Below are 24,729 nucleotides of genomic sequence, written 5' to 3'. Positions count from 1 at the left end.
GACCGCATCTATCGTTAAAATACAAAACGCCTAATGAAATGCATCAGGCGTTTGTTTGAAATAAGTGTCAACCTATTTCAGGACGAGACAGTCATTTTTACGCTTCATCATCCACTTTTACGTCGTCATCGACATCAACATATTCTGGTAAACCACCACGATGATGCTCTTTTTTCTCATATAGATGCTCCAAACTACGTTTCAGTTTCTCAATCGCACCATGAATCGAATTATCAATATTGCCTGCTTTATGTGTTACTGCAACAGGTTTCATTCCTGCTGGACGAGCCTCAATCATACAACGTTTGTCATGATCGCCCGTTTTCTCCCCGTTCTCATCACTAATATGAACCGAAAAATGTGTAATACGCTCGCTATAGCGTTGAAATTCTTGTGTAAGTTCTGCACGAACATAACTGATTAAGCGTTCACTACCTTGAATGTTTTTATCTGTACGGATTTCAATATTCATAAATATCTTCCTCTCTTATCTGTGAGACGGTGCTACAAAACTTTCTTATCTGGCACACTTTGAGCATGCAATCATTCAGTGCAGTTGTATATTCTGATTATGTAAATACCTGTTGTCTCCTCGCTTTGCATCTGTTGCTTTTCAGTATGTAAGAAGATCTTCTATACCTCCAATATCTGACTTTCCTTTGAAATATGCAAGCTGATTTTTGACATTTTGATGAAATCTTCAACAAAAAGTTGCTTAACATTCATGCCTTTTTAGACACGTCTATGCATATACAATTCTTTTGTTCATTTGGTCAAATTTGGCTTTATTTTTGCTTAATACCTTGTATCCTTGACACGCCTTTTGGGGGGAGATTTTTTAAATGCAATTGAAGCAACTTGCAGCAACAGGTTTATTGGTATCTACAGCAGCGTTCACTCAAGCAAAGCCAATTTGGCAAGATTTCAGCTTGACTGGTTTGTATGGTGAGAACTACGAAGTTGTTGATGAAAAGCAAACAACCATCACGGTTGAATATGCGGCAAAAGTAAAATATGCCGATGTATTCTTCTTTATGGACCGTATGCGTGGCAGCGATGACCACAAAAGCACCTATTTCGAGCTTTCTCCACGTTTAAGCTTGGGTGAAATTTCAGGTCAAAAACTTGCGTTTGGTCCAATCAAAGATGTGCTGATCTCAACTACTTGGGAAAGCAACAATGATGACTTTTCTAGCTTTGACAACTTCTTGTATGGTGTCGGTTTCGATCTTGCCATTCCATATTTCCAATATGCGAATGTAAACTTCTACCGCGCCAACAACGAAAATACGACTGATGACTATCAAATGACCATTGCCTATGCTTTGCCATTTAAAGTATCGAACGAAGATTTCTTGGTGGATGGTTTCCTTGACTGGTCGACTGGCGAAAAAGATCACGCCAGCGAACTGAACTGGACCACACAATATAAGTGGAATCTAGGCAAACACATTTCACCAGACACTCGCCTTTATTTAGGTGTTGAGCATTCAGTTTGGAATAACAAATTTGGTATGAAAAACCGTGACGAAAACAACGTCAGCGCTTTGATTAAATACCATTTCTAATCTGATTAGAATGTTAAAAAAACAGCAAGGATTCCCTTGCTGTTTTTGTTTGCATCACCGAATATAAATGCGAGTTGATCTTTTATTCGACCAATGTTGCATCTGTTGTTTTTCCTGATTTGATGACCTTCGCCCATGTCTGTAAATATTGCACTTGCCGCTTCTGCCCTAGCCGCACATTTCCACATTCGTTTTGCCACGATGGATGACCTCGAACAAATCCTCGCGATCTATAATACAGAGATCCTGAATGGCACAGCGAATTGGAATGATCAGGCGGTTTCCTTAACAGATTATCAGCAACGTTTTCACGGCATGCAGCAACAACAATTTCCCATGATCGTGGTTGAAGACCTAAATAGCCATCAAGTGGCAGGCTATGCCTATTACACTGCATTTCGGACCATCAGCGGCTATCGCCAAAGCATTGAACATTCTGTTTTTGTTGACCCAAGCTACGCTCGCCAAGGACTGGGTAAAGCGCTGATGCAACAGCTCATTCATCTGGCCAAACAGCAAAACATGCATATCATGGTAGCTGCGATTGATAGTGAAAATAAGGGCTCGATTGTGTTACATGAACAGCTTGGCTTTATTCAAACTGGTTATATGCCACAAGTGGGTCAAAAGTTTGGCACATGGCGCGATTTAGTCTGGATGCAACTGCAACTCACAGAATCTCAATAAAAAGCTCACTTTTAGCGTACTGTCAGGCAACTGGATTATGGCTTAAAATGAAAACAAGACTTCATTTCAAAAATAGCCAACAATGATTAAAACATCTCAAATCGGTCTGTGCCTCGCCATGGCAATCACTTCAAGCGCGAGCTTTGCCGAAGTTTCTTTTGAACAAGAATTGCAGCAAGGTTGTGCCAAAGTAAAGCAATATGCGCAAACAGGTAAAAAGCTTTACGATCAAAAACAATATTTCAATGCAGCCAATCAATTTGAAGAGCAGGCTGCTTGGGCACATTTCTGTCAGGCCAATGCTGATGAAAGTGGCATTCAGGTCAGTGACCGAGACATTGAAATCGCCAACAATAATGTCGGCTTGAGTTATGCCAAACTGGACAAACCACAATGGGCAAGAGTCTGGTTTCTCAGAGATAAAGACTCGAAAACCAGTCAATACAACTTAAAACAGCTCCCTAAACCCAAATTATCTTCGGATCTACAAGGGACTTATGTCCGCGCCAATGGTTTTGGACAATGGGATTACATTGAGGTCAACAAAAAACAAAATCAATATGCGATTGCCTTTAATGGCTACTATTTCGGCCCACGCGGCTTGATCTATGGCCCGAATATGGGGCAGTTTGAAACGAGTATGCCACTCAAGTCAAAACAAGCCAGCTATCGCTATGAGGACTGTCAAATCAAACTTCAATTCGCCAATGATGCAAAGCTTGGACAAAAAATTGAAGTTGAACAAAACAGTGGCGAGTCCTCATGTGGCTTTGGACACAATGTCTATGCTGGCGGAACGTTCTATAAGGTTGAAGGTTAACAAACCATCAAAAGTCAGCCTCAAATATGATACTCGGAAATGTCATCTACAACCTTCGTGGTATTCGCAAGAGACTGTTTTTGCAATATCATTTGATGTATTGAAAGAAGCGAACAGGTTTTGTAGATGACAATGCCTTTGCCTACTTTGGGCGAAACCAAAGTAGGGCGAACCGCAGGTTTATCCTAAGATTAGATATAAAACAATAAGATTCCACAATGATCAATGTTTAATCAGGCCGTAGGTGGAAAATCTCTTTCGAGTGTTTTAAATCGCCACCAACTCTCGAATTCCCTTCTCAGGCATCTCCTCCCCACGCCCTTGTGCAATCACCTGCCCACGCGCCATCACGGTATACGCATCCGCCAACTCTTCGGCAAAATCATAAAACTGCTCCACCAAAATAATCGCCATTTCACCTTGATCAGCCAACTTACGGATCACCCGCCCAATATCTTTAATAATTGAAGGCTGAATCCCTTCGGTCGGTTCATCCAGAATTAATACGCTTGGCTCCGAAGCCAACGCTCGAGCGATCGCAAGCTGTTGCTGCTGACCACCGGATAAATCTCCGCCACGGCGGTGCTTCATTTCATCCAGTACAGGAAAGATTTCATATAAATGGCTTGGCACCTTACGCGTCTTAGCCCCTGAGAATTTCGCCATGCCAATTAAAATATTTTCTTCTACCGTTAAAGTCGAAAAGATATCGCGACCTTGCGGCACATAGGCCAAACCAGCGCGCACCCGTTGCTCTGGGGACATTTTGGCAATGTCTTTACCATCTAACAAGATTTGTCCTGACTTAATCGGCAGAATCCCCATCAGGCATTTCAACAAAGTGGTTTTGCCCACGCCATTGCGCCCCAAGACCACACTACATTCACCCACAGGTGCGTTAAAAGACACATCACGCAGAATATGACTGCCACCATAGAATTGATTAATTTGCTTCACTTCTAGCATGTGTCTCTCCTAGCGTCCTAAATATTTTTCAATCACATCTTCATTGGCCTGAACTTCTGCCAATGTGCCCTCGGCCAAGATTGCCCCTTGTGCCAGTACCGTGACTTTTTCACTAATGGTGTCAATAAAGCTCATGTCATGTTCAACCACCACAAGGGTGTGATTTTTTTTCAGTTCCAGACACAGTTCAGCGGTGCGTTCAGTTTCAGCATCGGTCATCCCTGCAACAGGCTCATCCAGTAAAATTAATTTTGGTCGTTGCATCAGTAACATACCAATTTCCAACCACTGCTTTTGCCCATGTGACAGTAGACCCGCTGGCTTGTGTACAAACTCCTTTAAACGAATCTGTTCCAAACTTTCATCCAAAGCCAGTTGCGCTTCTGGGTCTAAACGAGAAAAGAAGCTTTTCTTCACCCGTTTATCTCGAGGTGCTGCCAACAGTAGATTTTCCATGACAGTAAAATTTTCAAATACTGTTGGCTTTTGGAATTTTCGACCGATGCCTGCTTCGGCAATTTGCTCGGTACTCATTTTGGCAAGATCGTAGTTTTGCCCAAAAAATGCCGTGCCTGTGGTCGGACGGGTTTTACCGGTAATCACATCCATCAGCGTGGTTTTTCCTGCGCCATTTGGCCCAATGATGCAGCGTAACTCACCCTCGGCAATGTACAGCGACAGATCATTGAGAGCCCGAAATGAATCAAACCAGACACTGACTTTTTCCAGATATAAAGCAATGCCATGGCTAAAATCCGCGCCTTGTGGCTTGGCACGACCATAGCCCTCGCCCAGTTGACCGCCATGTTGAGCTGAGTCTATTAATACATCACTCATTTAATCACGCTCCTTTTTAAAACGGTCAAATAAACCAATCACACCCTTAGGTAAGAACAAGGTCACCACAATGAACAGCGCCCCCAAGATCAATAACCACGCTTCTGGCGCAGCCACCGTGAAGTAGGTTTTTACTGCATTGATTAAACCTGCCCCTAAAATCGGGCCAATCAAAGTGCCACGTCCACCCGCAGCCACCCACACCGCCATTTCGATTGAGTTGACGGGGTTCATTTCACTTGGATTGATGATGCCCGCCTGCGGCACATATAACGCCCCAGCGATACCCGCAATCACTGCCGACAATACCCATGCCGACAGCTTGTACCACAGGGTGCGATAACCGAGATATTGCAAGCGATTTTCACTGTCACGAATTGCACCCAAGACCCTTCCATAGGGACGATTCATCAGTTGGCGCAGACCAAGGAAGCACAACATCAACATCAACGCAGTCACAAAGCATAGCGTTGCGCGCATGGGTGCAGAGGTAATATCAAAACCCAAAATTGTTTTAAAGCCTGTAAAACCATTATTGCCCCCAAAGCCTGTTTCATTGCGAAAGAACAGCAGCGCTGCGGCAAAGGTCATGGCTTGGGTAATAATCGAGAAATACACGCCTTTGATTTTGGAGCGAAAGGCAAAAAAGCCAAAAATAAACGCGATCAAACCAGGGACAAGAATGACTAAAGCCAAGGCCCAAGCGATATGCTCAGTCCCGATCCAATACCAAGGCAACTCGGTCCAACTGAGGAAACGCATAAAATCAGGCAGACCGTCACCTGCGGATTGACGCATCAGGTACATGCCAAAGGCATAACCGCCCAAAGCAAAATACAAACCATGTCCTAAGCTCAGAATGCCGGCATAACCCCAGACCAAATCCAATGCCAAAGCCACCAAGGCCAAACACATGATTTTGCCAATCAGAGTGATCCAGTAAGCAGACAGATAAAAGGCCGAATCAGGAGACAACAGGTGTAGCCAAGGCAATAGCAACAGCACTCCGAAACAGACTACAATCGCCACAGCGCTATACGGTTTGTCGGCAAATAAAGAAGTGATTTTCATTGGCTTACTCCACAAAACGGCCTTTGATGGCAAACAAACCTTGTGGACGCTTTTGGATAAACAAAATCACAAGAACCAAGAGAATAATTTTTGCTAAAACTGCCCCTAAACCAATCTCTAAAACTGTACCGCTAATCCCCAGTCCGAGTGCTGCCAATACCGCACCCCACACTTGACCGACACCACCAACAACAACCACAAGGAACGCATCAATAATATAGTTTTGACCGAGATCTGGGCCAACATTACCCACCTGCGCCAAGGCACAGCCTGCCAAACCTGCCAAGCCTGAACCCAGTCCAAAGGCCATCATGTCAATTCGTGCAGAACGGATGCCCACAGCACGTGCCATTTGACGGTTTTGCGTCACGGCTCGAACGAATAAACCAAAACGGGTTTTATTGAGTAAAAACAGCAACAGTAATAGCACTGCAACAGTAAAGCCAATAATGGCGATACGGTTATACGGCAGCATCAGGCTCGGTGTGAGCGCAATTCCGCCACTCAGCCATGCCACGTTAGAAACTTCGACATTTTGCGCACCGAACACCATACGCACCAATTGCATCAGGATCAGACTCACCCCAAAGGTCGCAAGTAAAGTCTCCAATTGACGGCCATACAGCGGACGGATCACGGTGCGTTCAATCAACATGCCCATCAAGGCACTGACCAGAAAAGCCGCAGGAATTGCCGCCAATAGATACCAGTCCACCAGCCCAGCAAAATGGGTTTTAAAAAAGCTTTGAATCACATAGGTGGTATAGGCACCGATCATGATCAGCTCACCATGTGCCATGTTAATCACCCCAAGCAGACCATAGGTAATGGCTAAGCCGAGTGCCGCAAGCAGCAAAATGCTGGCCGTACTCAGACCTGAAAAGACATGGCCTGACCACTCACTGATTTGCAGACGGGTTTTAATTTTATTGTGTGCATCCAGCAACGCTGCCTTCAATGCAGGATTGCTTTGCGGTTGTTCTAAAGTTTGGTTGATTAAGGCGAATACGTCAGGACGATTTGAATCAGCCAAGACCTTCACTGCTTCAAGCTTGGTAAACGCATCAGCACTGTTAAAATCCAAACGGGCTTTGAGCTGTGCTAAACGTGCTTTGACCTGATCATTTTTTTCATTCAGATAAAGCTGCTTCACCATCGCGACATCGAGTTCAGCCAAATTATTTTCTAAAATATCCACCGCAGCTAAACGTTGCGAGGCATCTGTAGAATTCAGTTTGGCTTTGGCTTGACCAAAATTCAGTGCCTTGCGTAAGGTATTGACCAAAGTTACTTGGGATAAATCCGCAGGCCATTGTTCCAGCGCCTGCTGCTCAGGATAGCTAAACAGCTTGTCATCATTTTTTAACAGATAAGTATTGCCTGCGCTATCGGTATACAGCTCGTTTTGATCAATATAGGCCACCAGTTGATCCAGTTGTTCAATACTGGCAGGCCATTGATTGAGCATGGCACGACGCGTCGCAAAATCGGACTTCACAAAGGTCTGAATGGCATCTTGAGAAGCTGTAGACGTCACGGTTGTTGCGGATGTGGCTTCTGCCCATGCTGGACTAAAAATCATCTGTGCCATGATGCAGAGCAGTGCCAAAACATAGTGTTTCGCCATAGAACTCCCCTTATGATTAACGGTTTTAAATAGAACAAAAAACAGAATAAAAAAGCCTGCTGCCAATACAGCACAGCAGGCGAAAAAACTTTATTTCGGGATATACGGACTCCAAGGCTCCGCCTTGATGGTTTGCGGTGTTTTATAGACCACATCGAATTGGCCATCGCCGCGAATCTGTCCAATCATTACGGGTTTATGTAAATGGTGATTAGTTTCATCCATTTTTAAGGTATAGCCCGATGGTGCAGCAAAGGTCTGACCTGCCATCGCATCACGGACTTTGTCGACCTCAGTCGTGCCTGCTTTTTCAACGGCTTGCTTCCACATATTGATACCGACATAGGTCGCTTCCATCGGATCGTTGGTCACCACTTTGTCTGCATTTGGAAGTTTGTATTCCACTGCATATTGTTTGAATTTATTCACAAACTCAGTGTTCTTCGGATTTTTCACCGACATGAAATAATTCCATGACGCTAAATGACCCACCAATGGTTTGGTATCGATCCCACGTAATTCTTCCTCACCCACCGAGAAGGCCATCACAGGAATATCCGATGCTTTAATGCCTTGATTGCCTAGTTCACGATAGAACGGCACATTGGAATCGCCATTAATAGTCGAGATCACCGCAGTCTTTTTACCCGCAGAGAACTTCTTAATATTGGAAACAATAGTTTGATAATTGCTGTGACCAAATGGGGTGTATTCTTCCATGATGTCGGCATCCGCTACACCCTTCGACTTCAGGAAGGCACGTAAGATTTTATTGGTGGTTCGTGGATAGACATAATCGGTGCCGAGTAATACAAAACGTTCTGCTTTACCGCCTTCATCCCCCATCAAGTATTCAACCGCTGGAATCGCTTGTTGATTTGGCGCTGCACCGGTGTAGAAGATATTTTTAGATTGTTCTTGGCCTTCATATTGCACTGGATAGAACAACAAGCCATTCAGTTCTTCGACCACAGGTAGAACTGATTTACGCGAAACGGATGTCCAACAACCAAAAATGACTGCGACCTTATCTTGAGTAATCAACTGACGGGCTTTTTCTGCAAACAATGGCCAATCCGATGCAGGGTCAACAATCACAGGTTCTAATTTTTTACCCAGTACCCCACCATTGGCATTGATTTCATTGATGGCCATTAAGGCAGTATCTTTCAGCGACGTTTCTGAAATCGCCATGGTGCCCGAAAGTGAATGTAGAATCCCGACCTTAATGGTATCGCCGCTGGCTGCGGGCGCAGTTTTGGCTTCTGTTTTGGTTTGTTCTGTTTTTTCTGCTGGTTTTGAACAGCCAACCAGACCGATCCCCATCATGGCTGTCATCAGGATTGACATCGACATCAATTTGTTTTGCATTTTTCTCTCCACCCATCAATATTGTGATTTTTACTGGGTGGAGTTATTCAATTTCTGTGCCAACACAGCAAGCCATTGTTTTTAATTAACTTAAATAAAAATAAAGCCTTAATTCTTTCATCTTGTATACAACATTGCATACAAAAAATACGCAGCGACCTAAAATGATGCAAATTTGTTCAGCTCGGACATTAAAAGTTCAGCTAAAGAAAAAGCCAAGCTGATGCTTGGCTTTAATCCAACAATGAAACGAAGCGCTTAAACAGTAATATCCGCCAAATTACCCTTTTGTTCTAACCAGTGCTTACGGTCAGCTGAACGCTTTTTCGCCAGCAATTTATCCAATAAACCTGCGGTTAAATGTGCATCATCCAAATCCAACTGCACTAAACGACGGGTGTTCGGGTCCATAGTCGTTTCACGTAACTGACTGGCATTCATCTCGCCCAGACCTTTGAATCGGGTGATCTGTGGATTCTTATTACCTTTGACTTTTTTCAGGATGCTCTCGAGCTCGTCATCATCCAAGGCATAGTACACCTCTTTACCAATATCGATACGATAGAGTGGTGGCATTGCTACGAACAGATGACCTTCCTCAACCAAAGTCGGGAAATGTTTGACGAATAAAGCGCATAATAAAGTGGCGATATGCAGACCATCTGAGTCCGCATCGGCAAGGATACAGATCTTGCCATAACGTAATTCAGACAGATCATCACTGCCCGGATCAACGCCAATGGCGATAGCAATATCATGCACTTCTTGAGAGGCTAAGACCTCGTCCGAAGAGACTTCCCACGTATTCAGGATTTTTCCGCGGATCGGCATAATCGCTTGGAAATTCTTGTCGCGTGCCTGTTTGGCACTGCCGCCTGCAGAATCCCCTTCGACAATAAACAACTCACTGTCTTCACGGGTTAAACCAACACAATCGGCCAATTTACCTGGTAAGGCTGGGCCCGCTACAATCTTTTTACGTTCAACTTTTTTCGCAGCTTTGAGACGACGCCCTGCTTTGGCAATCGCCATTTCAGCCAGTTGTGTCGCAATCTCCGCATGTTGATTCAGCCATAAAGCAAACGCATCTTTGGCAATATTCAGCACAATATTAGAGGCTTCGCGACTGGATAAACGTTCTTTGGTTTGGCCTGAAAATTGTGGCTCTTGGAATTTCAGCGATAGAATAAAATTTACCCCATCCCAAACATCTTCCGCAGAGAGCTTCATATTACGCGGCAACAAATTGCGTAATTCACAAAACTCACGCAAAGCCTCCGTCACACCTGAGCGTAGACCATTGACATGGGTTCCGCCTTGCGCGGTGGGAATCAAGTTGACATAGCTTTCCTGAATCTGCTCGCCGCCTTCCACATTCCAACAAATCGCAAATTCACAGGCTGCGCGGTCTGCTTGTCCACTACTGACAAAAGCTGGATCTGGCAAGATGTCCCGATCTTGCAGTTCATCCATTAAATAGTCGACCAGACCATTTTCAAACTGCCATTCGATCTTTTCGTTATTGATTTTATCGTCATAAATAATTTTTAAGCCCGCAGCTAAAACCGCCTTGGCTTTTAAATTATGCTTCAATGCCTTCAAGGCAAATTTGGGACTATCAAAATATTTAGTTTCTGGCCAGAACCGTACTGTTGTGCCTGTCGCACGCTTAGCGACCTTACCTTCTAAAACCGACAAAGGGGCAACGGGCTCACCTTGTTCAAAAGCCATTTGATACAAATTACCTTGACGCTGCACTGCCACTTCAACACGGGTCGATAAGGCATTGACCACCGAAATCCCAACCCCGTGCAAACCACCCGAGAACTGATAGTTATCGGTGCTGAATTTACCGCCTGCATGCAGTTTGGTCAGAATAATCTCGATACCACTTTGCCCATATTCTGGATGGATATCGACTGGCATACCGCGTCCATTATCTTCAACCGACAATGAGCCATCTTCATAGACCGTGACACAAATCTGGTTGGCATGTCCTGCAAGTGCTTCATCGACTGCATTATCAATCACCTCTTGTGCCAAATGGTTTGGACGTGAGGTATCGGTATACATGCCTGGTCGACGACGAACTGGATCTAAACCAGAAAGAACTTCAAGGGATTGGGCCGTGTATTGTGTCACTTGGTCTGACTTCCTTATTGGATCGCTGCCGATAAAAATTCGAGAATTAAAGGTAATTTTTCTTCAAAATCATCCATTGCATGATTACCATTAGCGTCGGTTAAAATCAATGATGATGGATGAACTGCACTATAATAACGTTGAGCTTGCTGATAATCCAAGACTTCATCGCCTTGTTGCAATAGCACCAGAATTTTATCAGCATGAACGAGTTTCGTGTCAGCAATCGATTGTAATTGCTGCAATTGATCGGCATCAAGTGTCCATGATGCAGTGACTTTGAGCGGGATTTGCTCAATCCCGAATAAATCTTCGAATAACTGCCATGGTTGCATAGCTGGATTAATCAGTACAGCAGGATAACCATATTTTGCGACAAGGTATGTCGCATAAAAGCCGCCCAGACTGCTTCCAACTAAAACCACTTTATCGTTTGGTAAATTTTCGATAAGCTGTGACAGCTGTTGCAGCACTCGATTGGGTGATTGATTTAAATCAGGTAAATGCACCTGTATCGTCTCGTACTGTGCACAATATTGTTGCAGTTGTTGCCCTTTTATCGACATCGGACTACTGCGAAAACCATGTAGATAGATAATTTGCATACGCACCAAAATAGGCAATGGCTTGACATAAAGTGAAATAAATCACATTATTTTGATTAATTGTTAATCAAATAACAATATAAATTACATTTAAGCTCGATATTGTCTGACACAAAAAACGATACTGTACTCCGTTCATCAGTATTCTAAAAAAATTACGTATGAAAGACATAAGATGTAAGAGTTTGTTGTAGTTTATCTAAATAATATTCAGAAAAATCACTTCAAACCTTCGGTATATATCAAGGATGGGGAAATTAATATGCCAAGTTTAACGCCTCTGCATGAAACCTATTGTAAGTGGGATCGTACCCCCCCAAGTCAGGCAGATGTTTTGGAGGGTTTGGCACAGCTGGTCAGTACCAGTCTCAGTGGCGTACACGAACTGATTCAAGTGGTACAAACCGAAGTGTTAAGGACAACGCTCGGTTTAAGTGCACAAAAAGCCAAACAATTACAAAAACACCCACAACTGCAAAAATTTTATCAGTTCTCTTATGTGGCACTGCAAAAATATGGCAGTCATTTTCTAGCGCCTAATTTACGTCGCATTATTGAAAAATTTCCAGTCTTGCATGACAAGCCCTTAACCCCAACCCTGCATTTTTTAGTAGGTGCACTGAATGGAATTTTTGGTGATTTCTTTTTAAAGCAACACAATCCAATGGCTTTGCCGATGGTGCTTTATGATCACTATGGTTCTTTACAGCAAGGCGAGTTAACTGGACGTGTGGTGATTCTTGCACATGGTTTGTGTATGAACCATTTGACTTGGTCTAATCATCGTTATGGCGGGATTGGTGAACGCTTACTTGCACAACGTGATAACAACACCATGTTGTATCTCAACTACAATACTGGACGTCGAATTTCCGCCAATGGCCGTAGTTTTGCCAATACCCTAGAGGATTTGGTGCAGCGTAATCCACGTATCACCAGTATTGACCTGATTGGCCACAGTATGGGCGGCTTGGTTTCACGTAGTGCCCTGTTTTATGGCAAACAGAATCTGTATCAATGGGTGCATATGGTCGAGAATTTGGTCTGTATCGGTTCGCCTCACCATGGTGCAGTGCTCGAACGCTTTGGTTTTGTCTTGCAGGACAAACTCGGTGGCTTCCCGTTTATCAACTTGCTTGGTCAGTTGGTAAATGTGCGTAGTAACGGCATACTCGATCTGCGCTATGGCAGTGTTCGTGATGATGACTGGGAACACAATGACGCCCGCATTGGCTTTGCCGATGACAATCGTAAACCCGCTCCGCTACCATCCCATATCAATACTTTCTTGATTGCAGGAACATTAGAGTTTGAGAAGTTACGGAATAAAGCGCTGTCTGTGATTGGGGATTATCTGGTCAGTGTGAAAAGTGCTTTGGGTGAACACCAAAATCCACGTTTCCAACTGAAATTACCTGATACGCATAAAGCGGTTTTCTATGGACTGAATCACTTTGAAATTCAATATCACTCCAGTGTCGCAGAGCAAATTACGCGTTGGTTATATCCTGATGCGGGTGAAAAAGTTGAGGCAGGTGTGCAAACCCATATGATCAATGTCCCTCAGAACTATACCTTTGATGATTTAGAAGGCATTGTTGAGACCTAAACCATAAAAGCTCAGTTAGATTTTTAGCTGAGCTTTTTCGGTCAAAAGCTGTAATAGGCTCAATCTGGTTAGGAATAGCTTTACTTCACAAATTCACCTTGGTCATTTAATTTTAGTTTTAGATCTTTTCCATCTTCTTTATATAAAATTTCATACTTCTGATTAATAAAAATATTTTTTGATGCATCTAAGGTAATGCTTTTAACCAAGCCAAACTTGTTCACTGTTGTCAGATTTATTTCTGGATTTCCAGCTTCACTTGAAGAAGGAGATGCAATTAATAAAATACCCGTGCTTGTTTCAGGGAAAACAACGGAATCTCCATAGCTTGGGTTGATAAAGTTATAAACGTTAATCAGACGACTGCTATCAATCAAATTGATTGAGCCACAGTTCATTCTTTGTGCCGATAAAATACAGTTAAGATGTGCATTTGAGTTATAAGGAAGCGAAGTGATCAGGAAACCATCATCATTTTTTAACTTTTTTGGAATTGAAGAGACTTTTTTTGTTTGGCTTTGATCGAAAATTTCATGTTTTATTTCTGGAGCATTTCTACAGGAACAAGCCAAGAGACTTAGGCTGACCAAGCCTAGAATGTAGGTATATTTTCTATAGGATGAAGTCATAATAAATTCCTTTAAAATTAACCACAACGACCATAATATTCACTGAATTTAATCTTTTTCTTGGTTAAGCAATTTACCTGCTTCGGTATGTAATCATCAGGTGTTTCAGCTTTAGGGTAAATTAAATAGTTATAATAATTTATTCATCATACACATTTCAAAAAATTGACTTTAAAAAAATACGATAGATACATAGTTTCATCCTTACAATTTCTATTGCCCCACTAGATGCCCTAAATCAACTCCTGCACTGTTGCTCCAGATATCGAACAAACTGCACTCTAATTTTAACAAGAATGAAGAAGGTCTTTATGACATTCTTTATCATTTTATATTTATAAATTATATTTTCTTAAAATAAACTTTACTTTCATCTGAACATTCATTATAAAAAATTCCAGAAAATTGTTTTTTTACCATTTCATTTTTCATATAAGCCTTACAATCTAAAAGTATCGTACCATCCTTTTTTTTCGTAAATTTAATTTCTTGTTTTTGATAGTATGGATTTTTGTCATAATTATCATTCAAAAAATAAATACCTTTCTTATGGTTTCTGGATTGTACTTGGTTTGAATTATCACCCATTAATAAAAAATCGACTCCTCCCATAGTCAAAAACACTTTATTTATACCTAAAATTAAACTCTCATCATTCTCAGACAAAATATGAGAATTTGCCCACCCCATTAAAACATCTTCATTATAAATATTTTTATAATAGAGAACATACCCATCCTTATTCTTTTTTAAATAAAATTCATCATTCGGAGGATCAAAACTTTCAAAAAAAAATTGATCCTTATTACTTCTCGCCTTATTCAATTGACATTTACCAGTTATATTACAAATTTTGAATGAATAAAAATTATCATTAAAATTCATAAATGAATTCAAAGATGCTGAAGATTTAACCACTTTAACATTTTCTTCTATTTTATTAATTTCCTTAGAAAAAACAAAATTAGATACTAATAGACCAATAAAAAACATCATTACTGTTTTCAAAAAATTCATTTCAAATTTCCTATCATTCTAAATCAATCACTTTTAATTTATTTTAGAAAACACCCCAGCTCAGCTAGGATGCATCGACTCAACATTAAGTTATTCTTACTTTAAACTTCTCTTCAATAGCTTTCCATTTTCATCTTTATACTTAATCACTCCTGAGCTATCAATTGAGTAATAATCACCTATTTTTTCAACTTTCAAATTTGGCTTAATTTTTATCAAATAAAATTCTGATTTAGCCTCTTCATCTGTATCTACATACTTTTCAGCTATAGAGTAAACTATATCATTACCCTTAGATATAAATCTAAAATTATCGACATTAAGATCTTTTATTCTACTGTCTGACAAAAAACTCACTTCAACTGGGAGTTCTTTTAAAATTTTCGTTGATTGATAAGAATAATCTTTTATATCAATTATCTTCCTGCATTCTTTTTCAGATTTATTTTCTCTACATTCTGAATAAAAATTTGATGATATAGGATATTTAATTACTCTAACATTTTCTTCTATTTTTTTAATGTCTTTTGCTACAGATGTATTACTTGAACACCCTAAAACTGATAAAACTATAAGTAGAGTTGAGCTAACAGATGTATTTTTCATTATTACCATTTCCACTACGATTTATTTCGGTTCATCAATTCAGGGCTTGGTTCTTAAAAATTTATTGATTTTTTTAAAAACTAAAATAGTACCACTTAAAACTTATAATTACACAAGACTAAAATTGTCGTTTCATATAATTTATCTTATCAACCACACAAATCAAACCAGTATAATGAAGGATAGAGTCAGCTGAATACAAACCTTTGCACGTTATTTGTGTGGGTTTATTATATTCAATTTTATATTTCACATCTAAATAATTCAACTGAATTTCTTTTATCTTATTATACTCCTCACCCTCTTCTTTTAAACAAAAATTTCTAACAGTTGGCAATAAAATAACATCATACGGATGTGCTTTATTTTGTTCATCTATACTTTTTTATTTAGTATATGGCCTGTTAATATTGTAAAATTATCACTCGCATATGTTTGTGATAAAAATATTATGTTCGCTATTATGGCGAAAAACAAGGTGTTTATTTTTAGGTTAATCATCATGGCTCTCAACTTTTACTAATTTACCTTCCTCATCCCACTCTCTCCAATTTAACATCTTTTTAACAAGTATCATCATAGATAAAGAATTGATTTTATATTTTTCAAATTAATAATTTTAGAGAGATTCTAAAAACTAAAACCCCTCTACCCCTGACCTGTTAAGCACATCCTTCCATTAAAGTTAAATTACTATCACCAACTTTGATCCCCACGATATGCCCACTTTCAATATCATATCGTGTTCCCATTTTCTTAGTGTTATCATCCCAATCAATTAGAGAATAATCTTTTTTTGGATCGCCATAAGGATTTTTCCTCTTATCTAAATCTTTTTTACTATATTTTTCATATATTTTTTGTTCTGAATCTCCTATCTTAATACCATTATAAGATGCTCTCGTGTTATCCATAGATGAAATAATTGAAATTTTATTATTCATAATCTGGAATTCGACATCATCATTTCGAGTATCTTTTGCAATGAAACAATCACCTATACGACTGTCTTCAACTTCTTTCAGATTCTGGGCTTGATCTCCAATTTTGAAATTTTCAAAACCATTTTTAGTAAAGCCACCAATAGCACTTTCATCTTTTTTAAAAGGACTACATGCCACTAATATCAAGCATAGCGATAATAAAAAAATTTTATTCATGATAAACATTTCAAAAAATGACTTTAAAAAAAATAATAAATACATAGTTTCATCATGACTATTTACATTAATTATAATTCTAGGATTTAGGTATTAAATAAAACCCTAGAATCCAATATTAGTTATTTAGTTTCTTTTTCAGCTGCTAAAACACCCGTAGTTTCACAACCTAAGGTCGATGAAATACATTTTAAGCTACCATTTAAAACAGCCTTGAATTGGGAAATTTTTCCATCTTTATAAGTTTTAACATTTGCAAGATAAGTATAATGTCCTTTCTTAATGTCATATGTTACCTGATCACCCATGAGTTGGTCTGTTTGTTCACTCTTATCTTCACTATCAGAATGTATAACGGGTATTTCGGTAAAATTATTATTATTTATATTATATATAAAAACAGTGACTTTATTACTTTTAAACGGAGCTTTAACATAGTTAACAGTACTTAACTCTCTTATTCTAAAAACTAAAATAGCTTTATCGTGATATAGTAAAGCTAAGTCAACATTAGACTCCACAGGCACTACTGTCCTTAAAACATCATATACAACCTTACCATTTAATATTTGGACACCATATTTTTTTAATGTGTAGTTAATGTTTTTCTTTATTTTATCAATATTACCAAAATCCGTTAACTTTATTTTTAAATTAGGGCTAATAACAGAATATTTATTATAGGTATCTATATATTCCACAGGTGACTTTACTTGGGTAGAATCTTGTAAATAATCATGCCAAGAAGAATTTTCCTTTGCATAACAAACGTTAAACAAAATAGCAAAAGCAACCACAACTCTTAAAAAAAACAATTTATTCATAACATTAATTTCAAAAATGATATTTAAAAAAGAAGTCATCATGAACATCCCTCTTGATATTTCAATTTATCAAGTGTCCCATATGTAACCTCGGCAACCTTACTCTCAACAATATAAAATTTAACACCATTATTATTATCAAATTGGTGTTGCAAGTAGTATGTATTGTCATCATATGCACTTTTTACTAAGCTCAAGTCTTTAACCTTAGATTTTAAATCTGCAACAGGAAGTCCCATAAATTCAGATTTTTGATATGAGGCAGTTGAAATCTTATTATCAAAGACTAAATAATCAATATTTTCATCTTTAGTTTCTGCATATAAACAATTATCAATAATTTCCGTATCATCTACTTGCTTTACAAGACCTTCTTTTTCCAACTTAGTGTGATCTTGGCCTATATTCATATTTTTAAATTCAGACAATAAATTATTTAATGAATAATTATTATCTACAAACTTAGTTTCCTCTTTGGCATTACATGCAGCCAAAATAAAGCATAGCAGGAAAATTATTTTCTTATTCATTATTTATCTCAAAAACACTAACAATTTTAAAAATTCAATCAATATCTTTCTTTAAAAAAGAAGAATACATTCCACCTCTATCATCATTTGAAATAACATTATTACTACCTTTTTTCTTTTCAGAAAAGTTTTTTATCAAAAATGGTTTTTTTTGATCAGGAATTAGTATGAATGAATATTCAATTGGAGCCTTTTCATAGACAACCTTCCCAGTGGAGCTAAAATCTTCTGAAGCATTATTAATTTCATACACAATATTATATTTTTTTTCATTCTTATCATATTTAGCAGAAATAAATTTACTAAACTCCATAGAAGCATCATTCAAATTTTTTAATTTTTTATTTAAAGATAAAAAAGAAGGTGCATACAAGCCTGAATTTTTCTTATTCAGGACATAAACATCACTTTTAAATTTTTTTGAATTATTATTTGAAACTGGATTTGCATAACTTTCTACTGAAAAGACAACTATATTATCATCATTAAAAAGTATACTTGCACCAACAGCAGCTACATCAGAAATAACAAAGGGAAGCTTGTATTTAACACCACCAAATTGCACAAAACATTCGTAGTTTAAAAAATAATAATCCATGCCTTTTATTTTATTATCATTTTTCAATAGCGGCTGAAATACAATTAAAACATCTTCATATGGAATATTAACTGTATTCCTCTTTAAGTTAGCATTCTTGTCACTATTAGGATAAATAAAGCTTGAATTCAGAACATTCCTATACCCTAATTTTATATAGGTAGGCTGATTCTTATTATTTTCTAAATTAAATTCAGCATTAGCCCCTGTTGAAAAAGCCAATAAACTGATCAAGCACCATGTATATTTCATCATAAATTACCTATTTAACTTAACACCGTTTTCAACTGTCATGCAATTGTCTAACCAAGGGAATGGGTCTAGTCTATATGACATTCCTGATTTTCCCATTGATTTGGAAATCTCAGTTCTGACCTCGAAATGTAAGTGCGAACCACCTTCAATTTTTGTCATGCTCCCTGCATTACCAGTATTTCCAGTTTTCCCAAGAACAGTATCTAGGGCAGTTATACTAACTCCTTCTGCTACATCTATAGAGTTTAAATGTGCATAAATAAAGTAAATTGTGTCTATATTCTTTGCTAAAGCCCTTTTTGAAGCAGGTAAATCATTCACATCACATTCTAAAATAATAGTTTTTCCATAACCAGGATATGATGGGATCACCTTTGCAATAGTACCAACACAAACTGGATAAACATTAACTCCATTATCTGCTTCCAGATCAATACCTTGATGCATTCCACTAGACCTGTAACTTGTCCGATTAAACCTTGATGCGACCTTTGTTGCCTGTTGTAAGTTATTTTCATTATAGGTTGTAGCATTTGCCTTTAATGGTAATGAGTTATAGCCAAATCGACGTACTTGGCAAGTACCATTAAGAGGGTTTCTCCAACCATTAAAATTAAGTTTTTGTTCATTATTGGCAATCACGCCTTGTGGTTTACTTATATTATTTTCTTTAACCGATGGAAAGTTTACTCTAAATTCTTCTTTATCTTTTATCGAAGTAATTGATGTCAAAACCTTATTGTCAAAAATAATTTCGAGCTTATCACCTTTTTTAATTTGAATAATCTCATGACCATTTGCGTTTGTCGAATGTGGTTTTAAACCATATTTAGACTTTACTGAATACTGGATATTTGGTTCAACTTTATTATTTACAATAGATGTAATAATAATACTAATATTTTCTGTTGTTTGAGTATCATTAGTTCCTTTCTTCTTATCAAAGTCTTTGCTAGGGTGAACTAAAGCTTTACCTCCTAGAAATACAATGATTTCTTCCATCGTTCTTGCATTCTTAAACTTTTTCCCATCAGTAGGGCTAAGAGTAAATCGGTTTACATTAATTTTTGAATCTGTATATTCCGTACATAACCACCAACGATATGCATCTCGTGCATTACTAAATCTTTCCTTGTAATTTAAAAAAGTATTACAATTTGGGTTATCTTTTGGACACACTTGCCCTTGAAGCTTTGGCCATGAAGGGTCATTCGTTGCGTCAACTATTTTACCAAATCCTGTTGGTCCATCATGATGAGCAACATATCCAACTTTTGCGAGATCACCAGGTTCTAAACTATCAATTTTACTATATATTTTTTTAACAGTATTAATATTTGCTCTTGCATAAGCTGCAGCAGAATCCACTGAAAAAGTAGGATCTGTCCCCAAAGCTTTTAATTTTGTTTTATCTGCATTTGAAATTAAATCAACATTCATATTCTCTTTAAAATTAGAGATTAACTTTTTTTTAACAACATGCTGTTGAAGTAAAGTATCGCTAAAAATTGAGCGTGTACATATCTCATACCAAGTTCCACTTAAAAACTGAGTTAGCCCGACTGCAGATGAAGTTGATGCACGAGCATCCGCATTCCATTCTTGACTTCCTCTTTTTGTTCCTGCTTCTGCATTAATTTTTGCAGCCAGCGCCTGTGGAGCTAGATTATATTTTTTTGCTGCATTAATTATTATTTTCCGATATTTTTCATTATCTGGATGCAAATATAGATTCTCTTCAGAATACACTACTGCAACAGTTGCTGCTGGCAACCCACTTTCTATTCTTGTTTCTAATGCCCCAGATGCCCCAGATGCCCCAGATGCCCCAGATGCCCCAGATGCCCCAGATGCAGCCTGCTTTTTCTGATTATTAGCTTTCAACTCTTTTTCAATGGTTTTTGTATCTGTTCTAGGTACACCTTCAACTTGATAGGTTTGACCCTTTAATACCATTGCACGAGAACTTAATTTAAGGATTTTTTTACCTAAAGGTAGTACCTTATGGTGTGCTATAATTTCAAACTTATTTTTTATCGTATATAAACTTATTTGTATTCCTTTCAAAGCATCTTCAATTTGAATATCTTTAATAATTCCTGCTACATCACTTGTCACTAAATGACATTGCCCATCATATTCAAGTAACAATTTAGCCTGGGAAATTGGCTCCCATTTTAAATCATAAACTTTTATTGTTAAAAATGTATCAATATTTTTACTATTACTTTTCCGCAAATAAATTTTCTGTCCAATTTTCAATAAATTTTTCTTTTTACCATATAAACTATTTATTTCTACTAAATCATTAAGATTAATCTGATATTTATTTGAGATACCCCAAAGTGTATCTCCCTTTTTTACCACATGTATATTATTCATATTGGCTCCTTATTATTTGTCATATGGGTTGTGATGCTCACCTAAATCTATTTCTTCTTGTAATTCCTCTTCTTCATCATCAAACCAAGAAACCCAATCATCAAACCCAACCAATGCTTTATATTCAATATTTTTTTCATCACTATCTAATTTAAAAATTGATTTATCAATTTTAGAATCTACTTTAAAAATATAATTTTCATTTATCTTTTCATAAATTTGTATCATCGCATTTTCTATTTTTTCACCTTCTAATGATACAAAATGGAATGCTTTAGTAAACGGACCACTACTAGGTAGTTCAGGTACTTCATATTGCACTTTCATTCCACTCTCAAACACATGTTGGCCACTTTTAACTTTAAAATAGCCCCCTGTACTAATGAATACACCATCCTTATTTATTTTGAGTTGAGAACCACCCGCAGTCAGTACAATCTCTTTAGGACTGGTGATTTCAATCTTATCCTCAGTAGAAATCAGTTTAATCACCTTCTTGGCAATCGCTTCAATCGCATCATCCTGCGCCTGCAACTCCAATTTCCCTTTTGCTGCATAAGCTCTAAAGCCCTTTTGCGCGGCAAACAAACTGATTTTGTCCTGTGCATGACCAATAATATTCTTCTGTGCACTCAAATTAATTGAACCACTGGCACTCTCGGCAATATCCTGAGAAGCCTGTAAGATAATATTTTCAGGGGTGGTTAACGCAATTCCATTCGGTGATGCCAACAACATCAAGGCCTGTCTAAAAATCTTGCCTTGCTCTTGTTGCTTGGCATTGGAACTGCTTTCCAAACCTTGGGTATAACCCTCCATAAAGCCCTGTAAGGAGCTCAATGCTTTGGACGGAGTGATGTCTAACTTGCTGCCTTTACTAAAGGTTCCACAGGTACTCATCAGCTCAAAATCTTTAATATCGACATTGGCCAAAACCTTTCCGACTTCTTTAATACTCTCAAACGGGTTTTGCTGAATCCGATCTTTAATGCTGGCAAGCTTGCCTTTGACAATATCAGCGCCATGCTCTTCTACGTTTTCAATGAACTCTTTCAGATTTTCAACCGCATCTTTGGCATCGCTAAAGAACGCATTGAATTCTTCTACTGCGCCTTTGGCATTGCCGCCGAGGGCACCAATATCCTCAATAAAACCACCACAATCCTTTAAAGCATGAATTGGGTCATTACTCATCCCTTCTTTAAATAGATTTAAGGTGCTATCCAGTGCTTGACCTGTGGTTTTAAGTTCCAGTGACTGAATAAACTTCGGTAAGCGATTGATGACATTTAGCGCATCTGTCTGTTGCTTTGCAGCCACTTCACTGAGCATTTTCATGCTGTCATAACCCTGTGACAGCAATGATTGTGCTTGAGCGGCTTCCAGATGATCAGCAATCGCCTGTTCTTGGGCATAGGTACTGATCAGCATGCCTTTGCCTGCCCGAACAGCGCCCCAAGCATCAGTTCTGAGCTCGAAGCCCTCACCACGACCGTTGCTGCTTTCCTGCACTTTAGGGTGACTTAAATTGCCTAAATTCAGCTGTGTTGCAGCATGGCTACTTTGTAACTGGGTACTGATTTGCCCTGTCGTATCATCAAAGCGTAGTTGGTTAAAACCATTGCCACTGACTTCCTGACTGCGAATACCACTGAGTTTTTTAGTATCTGGAAGCTGTCCTTTGACATCAAATTTGGTCGGAGAACGTTGCGCCTCATGAATTCGCCCTGTCACAAAAGGACGGTCGATATTGCCATCAAAGAAGTCAATGACCACCACCTCACCAATCCGTGGCAAGAAGCGTGCCCCATAGCCTTCCCCCGCCCAAGGCGTCAGGACATCCACCCATGCAGAGTCGGTGTCATTGTCATTGCTGCCCGCACCACCATCATGTCCATGGTCATCGCTACGGGTAAACAGAAAGCGCACCTTGATCCGTCCCCATTCATCCACATAAATGGTTTCTCCTTCTGGCCCAACCACTTTGGCGCGTTGCGGATAAGCAATCGGACGATGCAACTCTGGATCATATGCAGGGGTGATCTTGATCTGACGGCGAATCAAGGTCAGTTCATTACCTTGACGCTCAGCATCATCGACCTGTTGATTCCAACGGCTTTGGCTGAGCAGCTGACTCACTTGTTGCTGTAAATCTTTCGGTAAATTATTTTGATTATAGAAATTCTTGGCAATAATCAGGAACTCTTGATCGGCCCCTTCATGCTGATCAATTTCAGGATGTTCCCTGAAATTAAACCAATAACCGACTTGGCTATCGCGCACAGTACTATAAGCCTTAAAGTATTTGGCTTGACTGGCATACATATCATTGAATTGCTGATTCAGTTTTTCTAACTGACTGTTCCCAGAAGCTGTCGCTTGGTCTTCACCCTTTAAGTCCTGCATCCAAGCTGGGCTGATATGCCATGCCTGCTCAAGACTTAAACTGGCAGAGTCGAAACTGTCCGAATGGTTATGGTTGGTGACGACTGAACCTGCGCCTTCTTCTTGTGCCAAGGCGTCGGGCTGCCAGCGTTGCAAATGCACGGCTGTGGGTTGCAGGCTTCGCACCGCCACAAAGCCAGTAATGCTATCCTGAAATTCTGTGGCACTGCTACGGTGATAACGAATACTCCGTCGAGCCAGAGCTTGATACTCGCTATTGTCATCTATTAATCTTAGCTTCTGCGCTTTGACAGGCGTACTCGAATGCGGCACAAAAAGCTCAGCTTCATCAATCAACCAGCTAATGCCTTCACTACGCCATAAGCGCGTTAGAAAGTCATAATCAGATTCATTCGAGCCCATCACAAAGGGTCGTATATCATAATTCTGGCTTAAGCCATTCAGATCCAGACTCAGACTTGCTGCAAAAAGTGGGCTTCTTTGCTGCCATTCCTTGAATAAAACTTCGGTAATTTCCACAACCGTTTTATTCATAAACACACGGCTATTACGGCGTTTATGCCATAAATGAGTCGCATCGTTTACAGTCAGCTTATACAGGGTTAATGCGCCATCACTTTGCCCATAACTGGCCTCAGTCACAATCCCCGTGGTGCGAAACAGTTGCCCTGAATCGGTGACCTGATCAACCGCAACCTGAACCCCAATAAACTGTTTGAGGGGAATCTGGGCATTGGTCGACAGGCAGATGAGTTCAGCTTCCAAACCCACATTGAGTTGATGCTGGCCTTGTATGCGTTGTAAAAAAACTTGATTATTCAGTAGATTATTAGAAAATTGTACGTGGATGGCACGTTTCTGTGCATTTAGCCCTATTTTTTCTAATACATTAAATATATTAAAAAGCATTTTTTATAATCAGATCGTACGGGGAATCGGCTGAACTTTACAAAAAACAGAACTATCTGTCCATAAAAATAGTCTTTAAACAACAAAATGGCACATATTGTTTAGTTATT

The 24,729-nt window shown here is 39.1% G+C and carries 21 protein-coding genes; 4 read left to right on the top strand and 17 right to left on the bottom strand.

Annotated features, from left to right (window positions below; translation table 11 throughout):
- Positions 1 to 97: 97 nt before the first annotated feature.
- On the bottom strand, positions 98 to 472 hold the full coding sequence (locus F957_RS01910; RefSeq protein WP_016542289.1) for an HPF/RaiA family ribosome-associated protein: 375 nt from the start codon (positions 470 to 472) through the stop codon (positions 98 to 100).
- Between the two features lie 370 nt (positions 473 to 842).
- Between F957_RS01910 and F957_RS01915 the strand changes: the two genes are divergently transcribed.
- From F957_RS01915 to F957_RS01925, 3 genes are all read left to right on the top strand, one after another.
- Complete coding sequence (locus F957_RS01915; protein ID WP_016542288.1) at positions 843 to 1,568, top strand: outer membrane protein OmpK; 726 nt, start codon at positions 843 to 845, stop codon at positions 1,566 to 1,568.
- Between the two features lie 135 nt (positions 1,569 to 1,703).
- A complete protein-coding gene (locus F957_RS01920; RefSeq protein ID WP_016542287.1) occupies positions 1,704 to 2,255 on the top strand; it encodes a GNAT family N-acetyltransferase in 552 nt (183 codons plus the stop codon).
- A gap of 82 nt (positions 2,256 to 2,337) precedes the next feature.
- Positions 2,338 to 3,075, top strand: coding sequence for a hypothetical protein (locus F957_RS01925; protein ID WP_016542286.1), 738 nt, complete (start codon positions 2,338 to 2,340; stop codon positions 3,073 to 3,075).
- Between the two features lie 267 nt (positions 3,076 to 3,342).
- Here the strand turns inward: F957_RS01925 and urtE are convergent, their stop codons facing one another.
- The 7 genes from urtE to F957_RS01960 form a co-directional block, all read right to left on the bottom strand.
- Positions 3,343 to 4,041, bottom strand: a complete 699-nt coding sequence (gene urtE, locus F957_RS01930; protein WP_004776300.1) for an urea ABC transporter ATP-binding subunit UrtE — start codon at positions 4,039 to 4,041, stop codon at positions 3,343 to 3,345.
- A gap of 9 nt (positions 4,042 to 4,050) precedes the next feature.
- Positions 4,051 to 4,878 carry an urea ABC transporter ATP-binding protein UrtD gene (gene urtD, locus F957_RS01935; RefSeq protein ID WP_004657105.1) on the bottom strand — a complete coding sequence of 276 codons (828 nt, stop codon included), beginning with the start codon at positions 4,876 to 4,878 and terminating at the stop codon, positions 4,051 to 4,053.
- Entirely contained in the window at positions 4,879 to 5,949 is a 1,071-nt protein-coding gene (gene urtC / locus F957_RS01940) for an urea ABC transporter permease subunit UrtC (protein WP_016542285.1), read from the bottom strand.
- A gap of 4 nt (positions 5,950 to 5,953) precedes the next feature.
- On the bottom strand, positions 5,954 to 7,576 hold the full coding sequence (gene urtB / locus F957_RS01945) for an urea ABC transporter permease subunit UrtB (protein ID WP_016542284.1): 1,623 nt from the start codon (positions 7,574 to 7,576) through the stop codon (positions 5,954 to 5,956).
- Between the two features lie 90 nt (positions 7,577 to 7,666).
- Positions 7,667 to 8,947, bottom strand: coding sequence for an urea ABC transporter substrate-binding protein (gene urtA, locus F957_RS01950; RefSeq protein ID WP_016542283.1), 1,281 nt, complete (start codon positions 8,945 to 8,947; stop codon positions 7,667 to 7,669).
- Positions 8,948 to 9,205: 258 nt separating this feature from the next.
- Positions 9,206 to 11,089: a DNA topoisomerase IV subunit B gene (parE, locus tag F957_RS01955; RefSeq protein ID WP_004803540.1), complete on the bottom strand. Its 1,884-nt coding sequence runs from the start codon at positions 11,087 to 11,089 to the stop codon at positions 9,206 to 9,208.
- A 14-nt stretch (positions 11,090 to 11,103) separates the two neighbouring features.
- On the bottom strand, positions 11,104 to 11,694 hold the full coding sequence (locus F957_RS01960) for a YqiA/YcfP family alpha/beta fold hydrolase (protein ID WP_016542281.1): 591 nt from the start codon (positions 11,692 to 11,694) through the stop codon (positions 11,104 to 11,106).
- A 262-nt stretch (positions 11,695 to 11,956) separates the two neighbouring features.
- On the opposite strand from F957_RS01960, the gene F957_RS01965 reads away from it, so the two are divergent.
- Entirely contained in the window at positions 11,957 to 13,303 is a 1,347-nt protein-coding gene (locus tag F957_RS01965; protein ID WP_016542280.1) for a PGAP1-like alpha/beta domain-containing protein, read from the top strand.
- Positions 13,304 to 13,383: 80 nt separating this feature from the next.
- Here the strand turns inward: F957_RS01965 and F957_RS01970 are convergent, their stop codons facing one another.
- The 9 genes from F957_RS01970 to F957_RS02010 form a co-directional block, all read right to left on the bottom strand.
- Complete coding sequence (locus tag F957_RS01970; RefSeq protein ID WP_016542279.1) at positions 13,384 to 13,932, bottom strand: hypothetical protein; 549 nt, start codon at positions 13,930 to 13,932, stop codon at positions 13,384 to 13,386.
- A gap of 342 nt (positions 13,933 to 14,274) precedes the next feature.
- Positions 14,275 to 14,949 carry a hypothetical protein gene (locus F957_RS01975; protein WP_016542278.1) on the bottom strand — a complete coding sequence of 225 codons (675 nt, stop codon included), beginning with the start codon at positions 14,947 to 14,949 and terminating at the stop codon, positions 14,275 to 14,277.
- 96 nt (positions 14,950 to 15,045) lie between these two features.
- A complete protein-coding gene (locus F957_RS01980) occupies positions 15,046 to 15,555 on the bottom strand; it encodes a hypothetical protein (RefSeq protein WP_016660628.1) in 510 nt (169 codons plus the stop codon).
- 662 nt (positions 15,556 to 16,217) lie between these two features.
- Positions 16,218 to 16,715, bottom strand: coding sequence for a hypothetical protein (locus F957_RS01985; protein ID WP_228129650.1), 498 nt, complete (start codon positions 16,713 to 16,715; stop codon positions 16,218 to 16,220).
- A 122-nt stretch (positions 16,716 to 16,837) separates the two neighbouring features.
- On the bottom strand, positions 16,838 to 17,539 hold the full coding sequence (locus F957_RS01990; RefSeq protein WP_032861012.1) for a hypothetical protein: 702 nt from the start codon (positions 17,537 to 17,539) through the stop codon (positions 16,838 to 16,840).
- Between the two features lie 38 nt (positions 17,540 to 17,577).
- A complete protein-coding gene (locus F957_RS01995; RefSeq protein WP_016542275.1) occupies positions 17,578 to 18,069 on the bottom strand; it encodes a hypothetical protein in 492 nt (163 codons plus the stop codon).
- 34 nt (positions 18,070 to 18,103) lie between these two features.
- Positions 18,104 to 18,922: a hypothetical protein gene (locus F957_RS02000; protein ID WP_016660627.1), complete on the bottom strand. Its 819-nt coding sequence runs from the start codon at positions 18,920 to 18,922 to the stop codon at positions 18,104 to 18,106.
- 3 nt (positions 18,923 to 18,925) lie between these two features.
- The gene (locus F957_RS02005) at positions 18,926 to 21,304 is read right to left on the bottom strand and encodes a peptidoglycan DD-metalloendopeptidase family protein (protein ID WP_016542273.1); all 2,379 of its coding nucleotides are present in this window, start codon (positions 21,302 to 21,304) and stop codon (positions 18,926 to 18,928) included.
- Positions 21,305 to 21,316: 12 nt separating this feature from the next.
- Entirely contained in the window at positions 21,317 to 24,619 is a 3,303-nt protein-coding gene (locus tag F957_RS02010; protein ID WP_016542272.1) for a type VI secretion system Vgr family protein, read from the bottom strand.
- Positions 24,620 to 24,729 lie beyond the last annotated feature (110 nt).

Origin of the sequence: Acinetobacter gyllenbergii CIP 110306 = MTCC 11365, from assembly GCF_000413855.1 — a bacterium.
Lineage (GTDB): Bacteria > Pseudomonadota > Gammaproteobacteria > Pseudomonadales > Moraxellaceae > Acinetobacter > Acinetobacter gyllenbergii.
Note: the sequence above shows the minus strand (reverse complement) of the source record. Positions and strands in the feature narration are given on the sequence as shown.

Excerpts from the sequence above, each read along its gene's own strand:
- urtA (WP_016542283.1), bottom strand. The coding sequence starts at position 8,947 with ATGCAAAACAAATTGATGTCGATGTCAATCCTGATGACAGCCATGATG.
- F957_RS02010 (WP_016542272.1), bottom strand. The coding sequence starts at position 24,619 with ATGCTTTTTAATATATTTAATGTATTAGAAAAAATAGGGCTAAATGCA.
- F957_RS02000 (WP_016660627.1), bottom strand. The coding sequence starts at position 18,922 with ATGATGAAATATACATGGTGCTTGATCAGTTTATTGGCTTTTTCAACA.
- F957_RS02005 (WP_016542273.1), bottom strand. The coding sequence starts at position 21,304 with ATGAATAATATACATGTGGTAAAAAAGGGAGATACACTTTGGGGTATC.
- urtE (WP_004776300.1), bottom strand. The coding sequence starts at position 4,041 with ATGCTAGAAGTGAAGCAAATTAATCAATTCTATGGTGGCAGTCATATT.
- F957_RS01960 (WP_016542281.1), bottom strand. The coding sequence starts at position 11,694 with ATGCAAATTATCTATCTACATGGTTTTCGCAGTAGTCCGATGTCGATA.
- F957_RS01920 (WP_016542287.1), top strand. The coding sequence starts at position 1,704 with ATGTCTGTAAATATTGCACTTGCCGCTTCTGCCCTAGCCGCACATTTC.
- F957_RS01990 (WP_032861012.1), bottom strand. The coding sequence starts at position 17,539 with ATGAATAAATTGTTTTTTTTAAGAGTTGTGGTTGCTTTTGCTATTTTG.
- F957_RS01970 (WP_016542279.1), bottom strand. The coding sequence starts at position 13,932 with ATGACTTCATCCTATAGAAAATATACCTACATTCTAGGCTTGGTCAGC.
- F957_RS01965 (WP_016542280.1), top strand. The coding sequence starts at position 11,957 with ATGCCAAGTTTAACGCCTCTGCATGAAACCTATTGTAAGTGGGATCGT.
- F957_RS01915 (WP_016542288.1), top strand. The coding sequence starts at position 843 with ATGCAATTGAAGCAACTTGCAGCAACAGGTTTATTGGTATCTACAGCA.
- F957_RS01985 (WP_228129650.1), bottom strand. The coding sequence starts at position 16,715 with ATGAATAAAATTTTTTTATTATCGCTATGCTTGATATTAGTGGCATGT.
- F957_RS01995 (WP_016542275.1), bottom strand. The coding sequence starts at position 18,069 with ATGAATAAGAAAATAATTTTCCTGCTATGCTTTATTTTGGCTGCATGT.
- F957_RS01925 (WP_016542286.1), top strand. The coding sequence starts at position 2,338 with ATGATTAAAACATCTCAAATCGGTCTGTGCCTCGCCATGGCAATCACT.
- F957_RS01910 (WP_016542289.1), bottom strand. The coding sequence starts at position 472 with ATGAATATTGAAATCCGTACAGATAAAAACATTCAAGGTAGTGAACGC.
- urtD (WP_004657105.1), bottom strand. The coding sequence starts at position 4,878 with ATGAGTGATGTATTAATAGACTCAGCTCAACATGGCGGTCAACTGGGC.
- urtB (WP_016542284.1), bottom strand. The coding sequence starts at position 7,576 with ATGGCGAAACACTATGTTTTGGCACTGCTCTGCATCATGGCACAGATG.
- F957_RS01975 (WP_016542278.1), bottom strand. The coding sequence starts at position 14,949 with ATGAATTTTTTGAAAACAGTAATGATGTTTTTTATTGGTCTATTAGTA.
- urtC (WP_016542285.1), bottom strand. The coding sequence starts at position 5,949 with ATGAAAATCACTTCTTTATTTGCCGACAAACCGTATAGCGCTGTGGCG.
- F957_RS01980 (WP_016660628.1), bottom strand. The coding sequence starts at position 15,555 with ATGAAAAATACATCTGTTAGCTCAACTCTACTTATAGTTTTATCAGTT.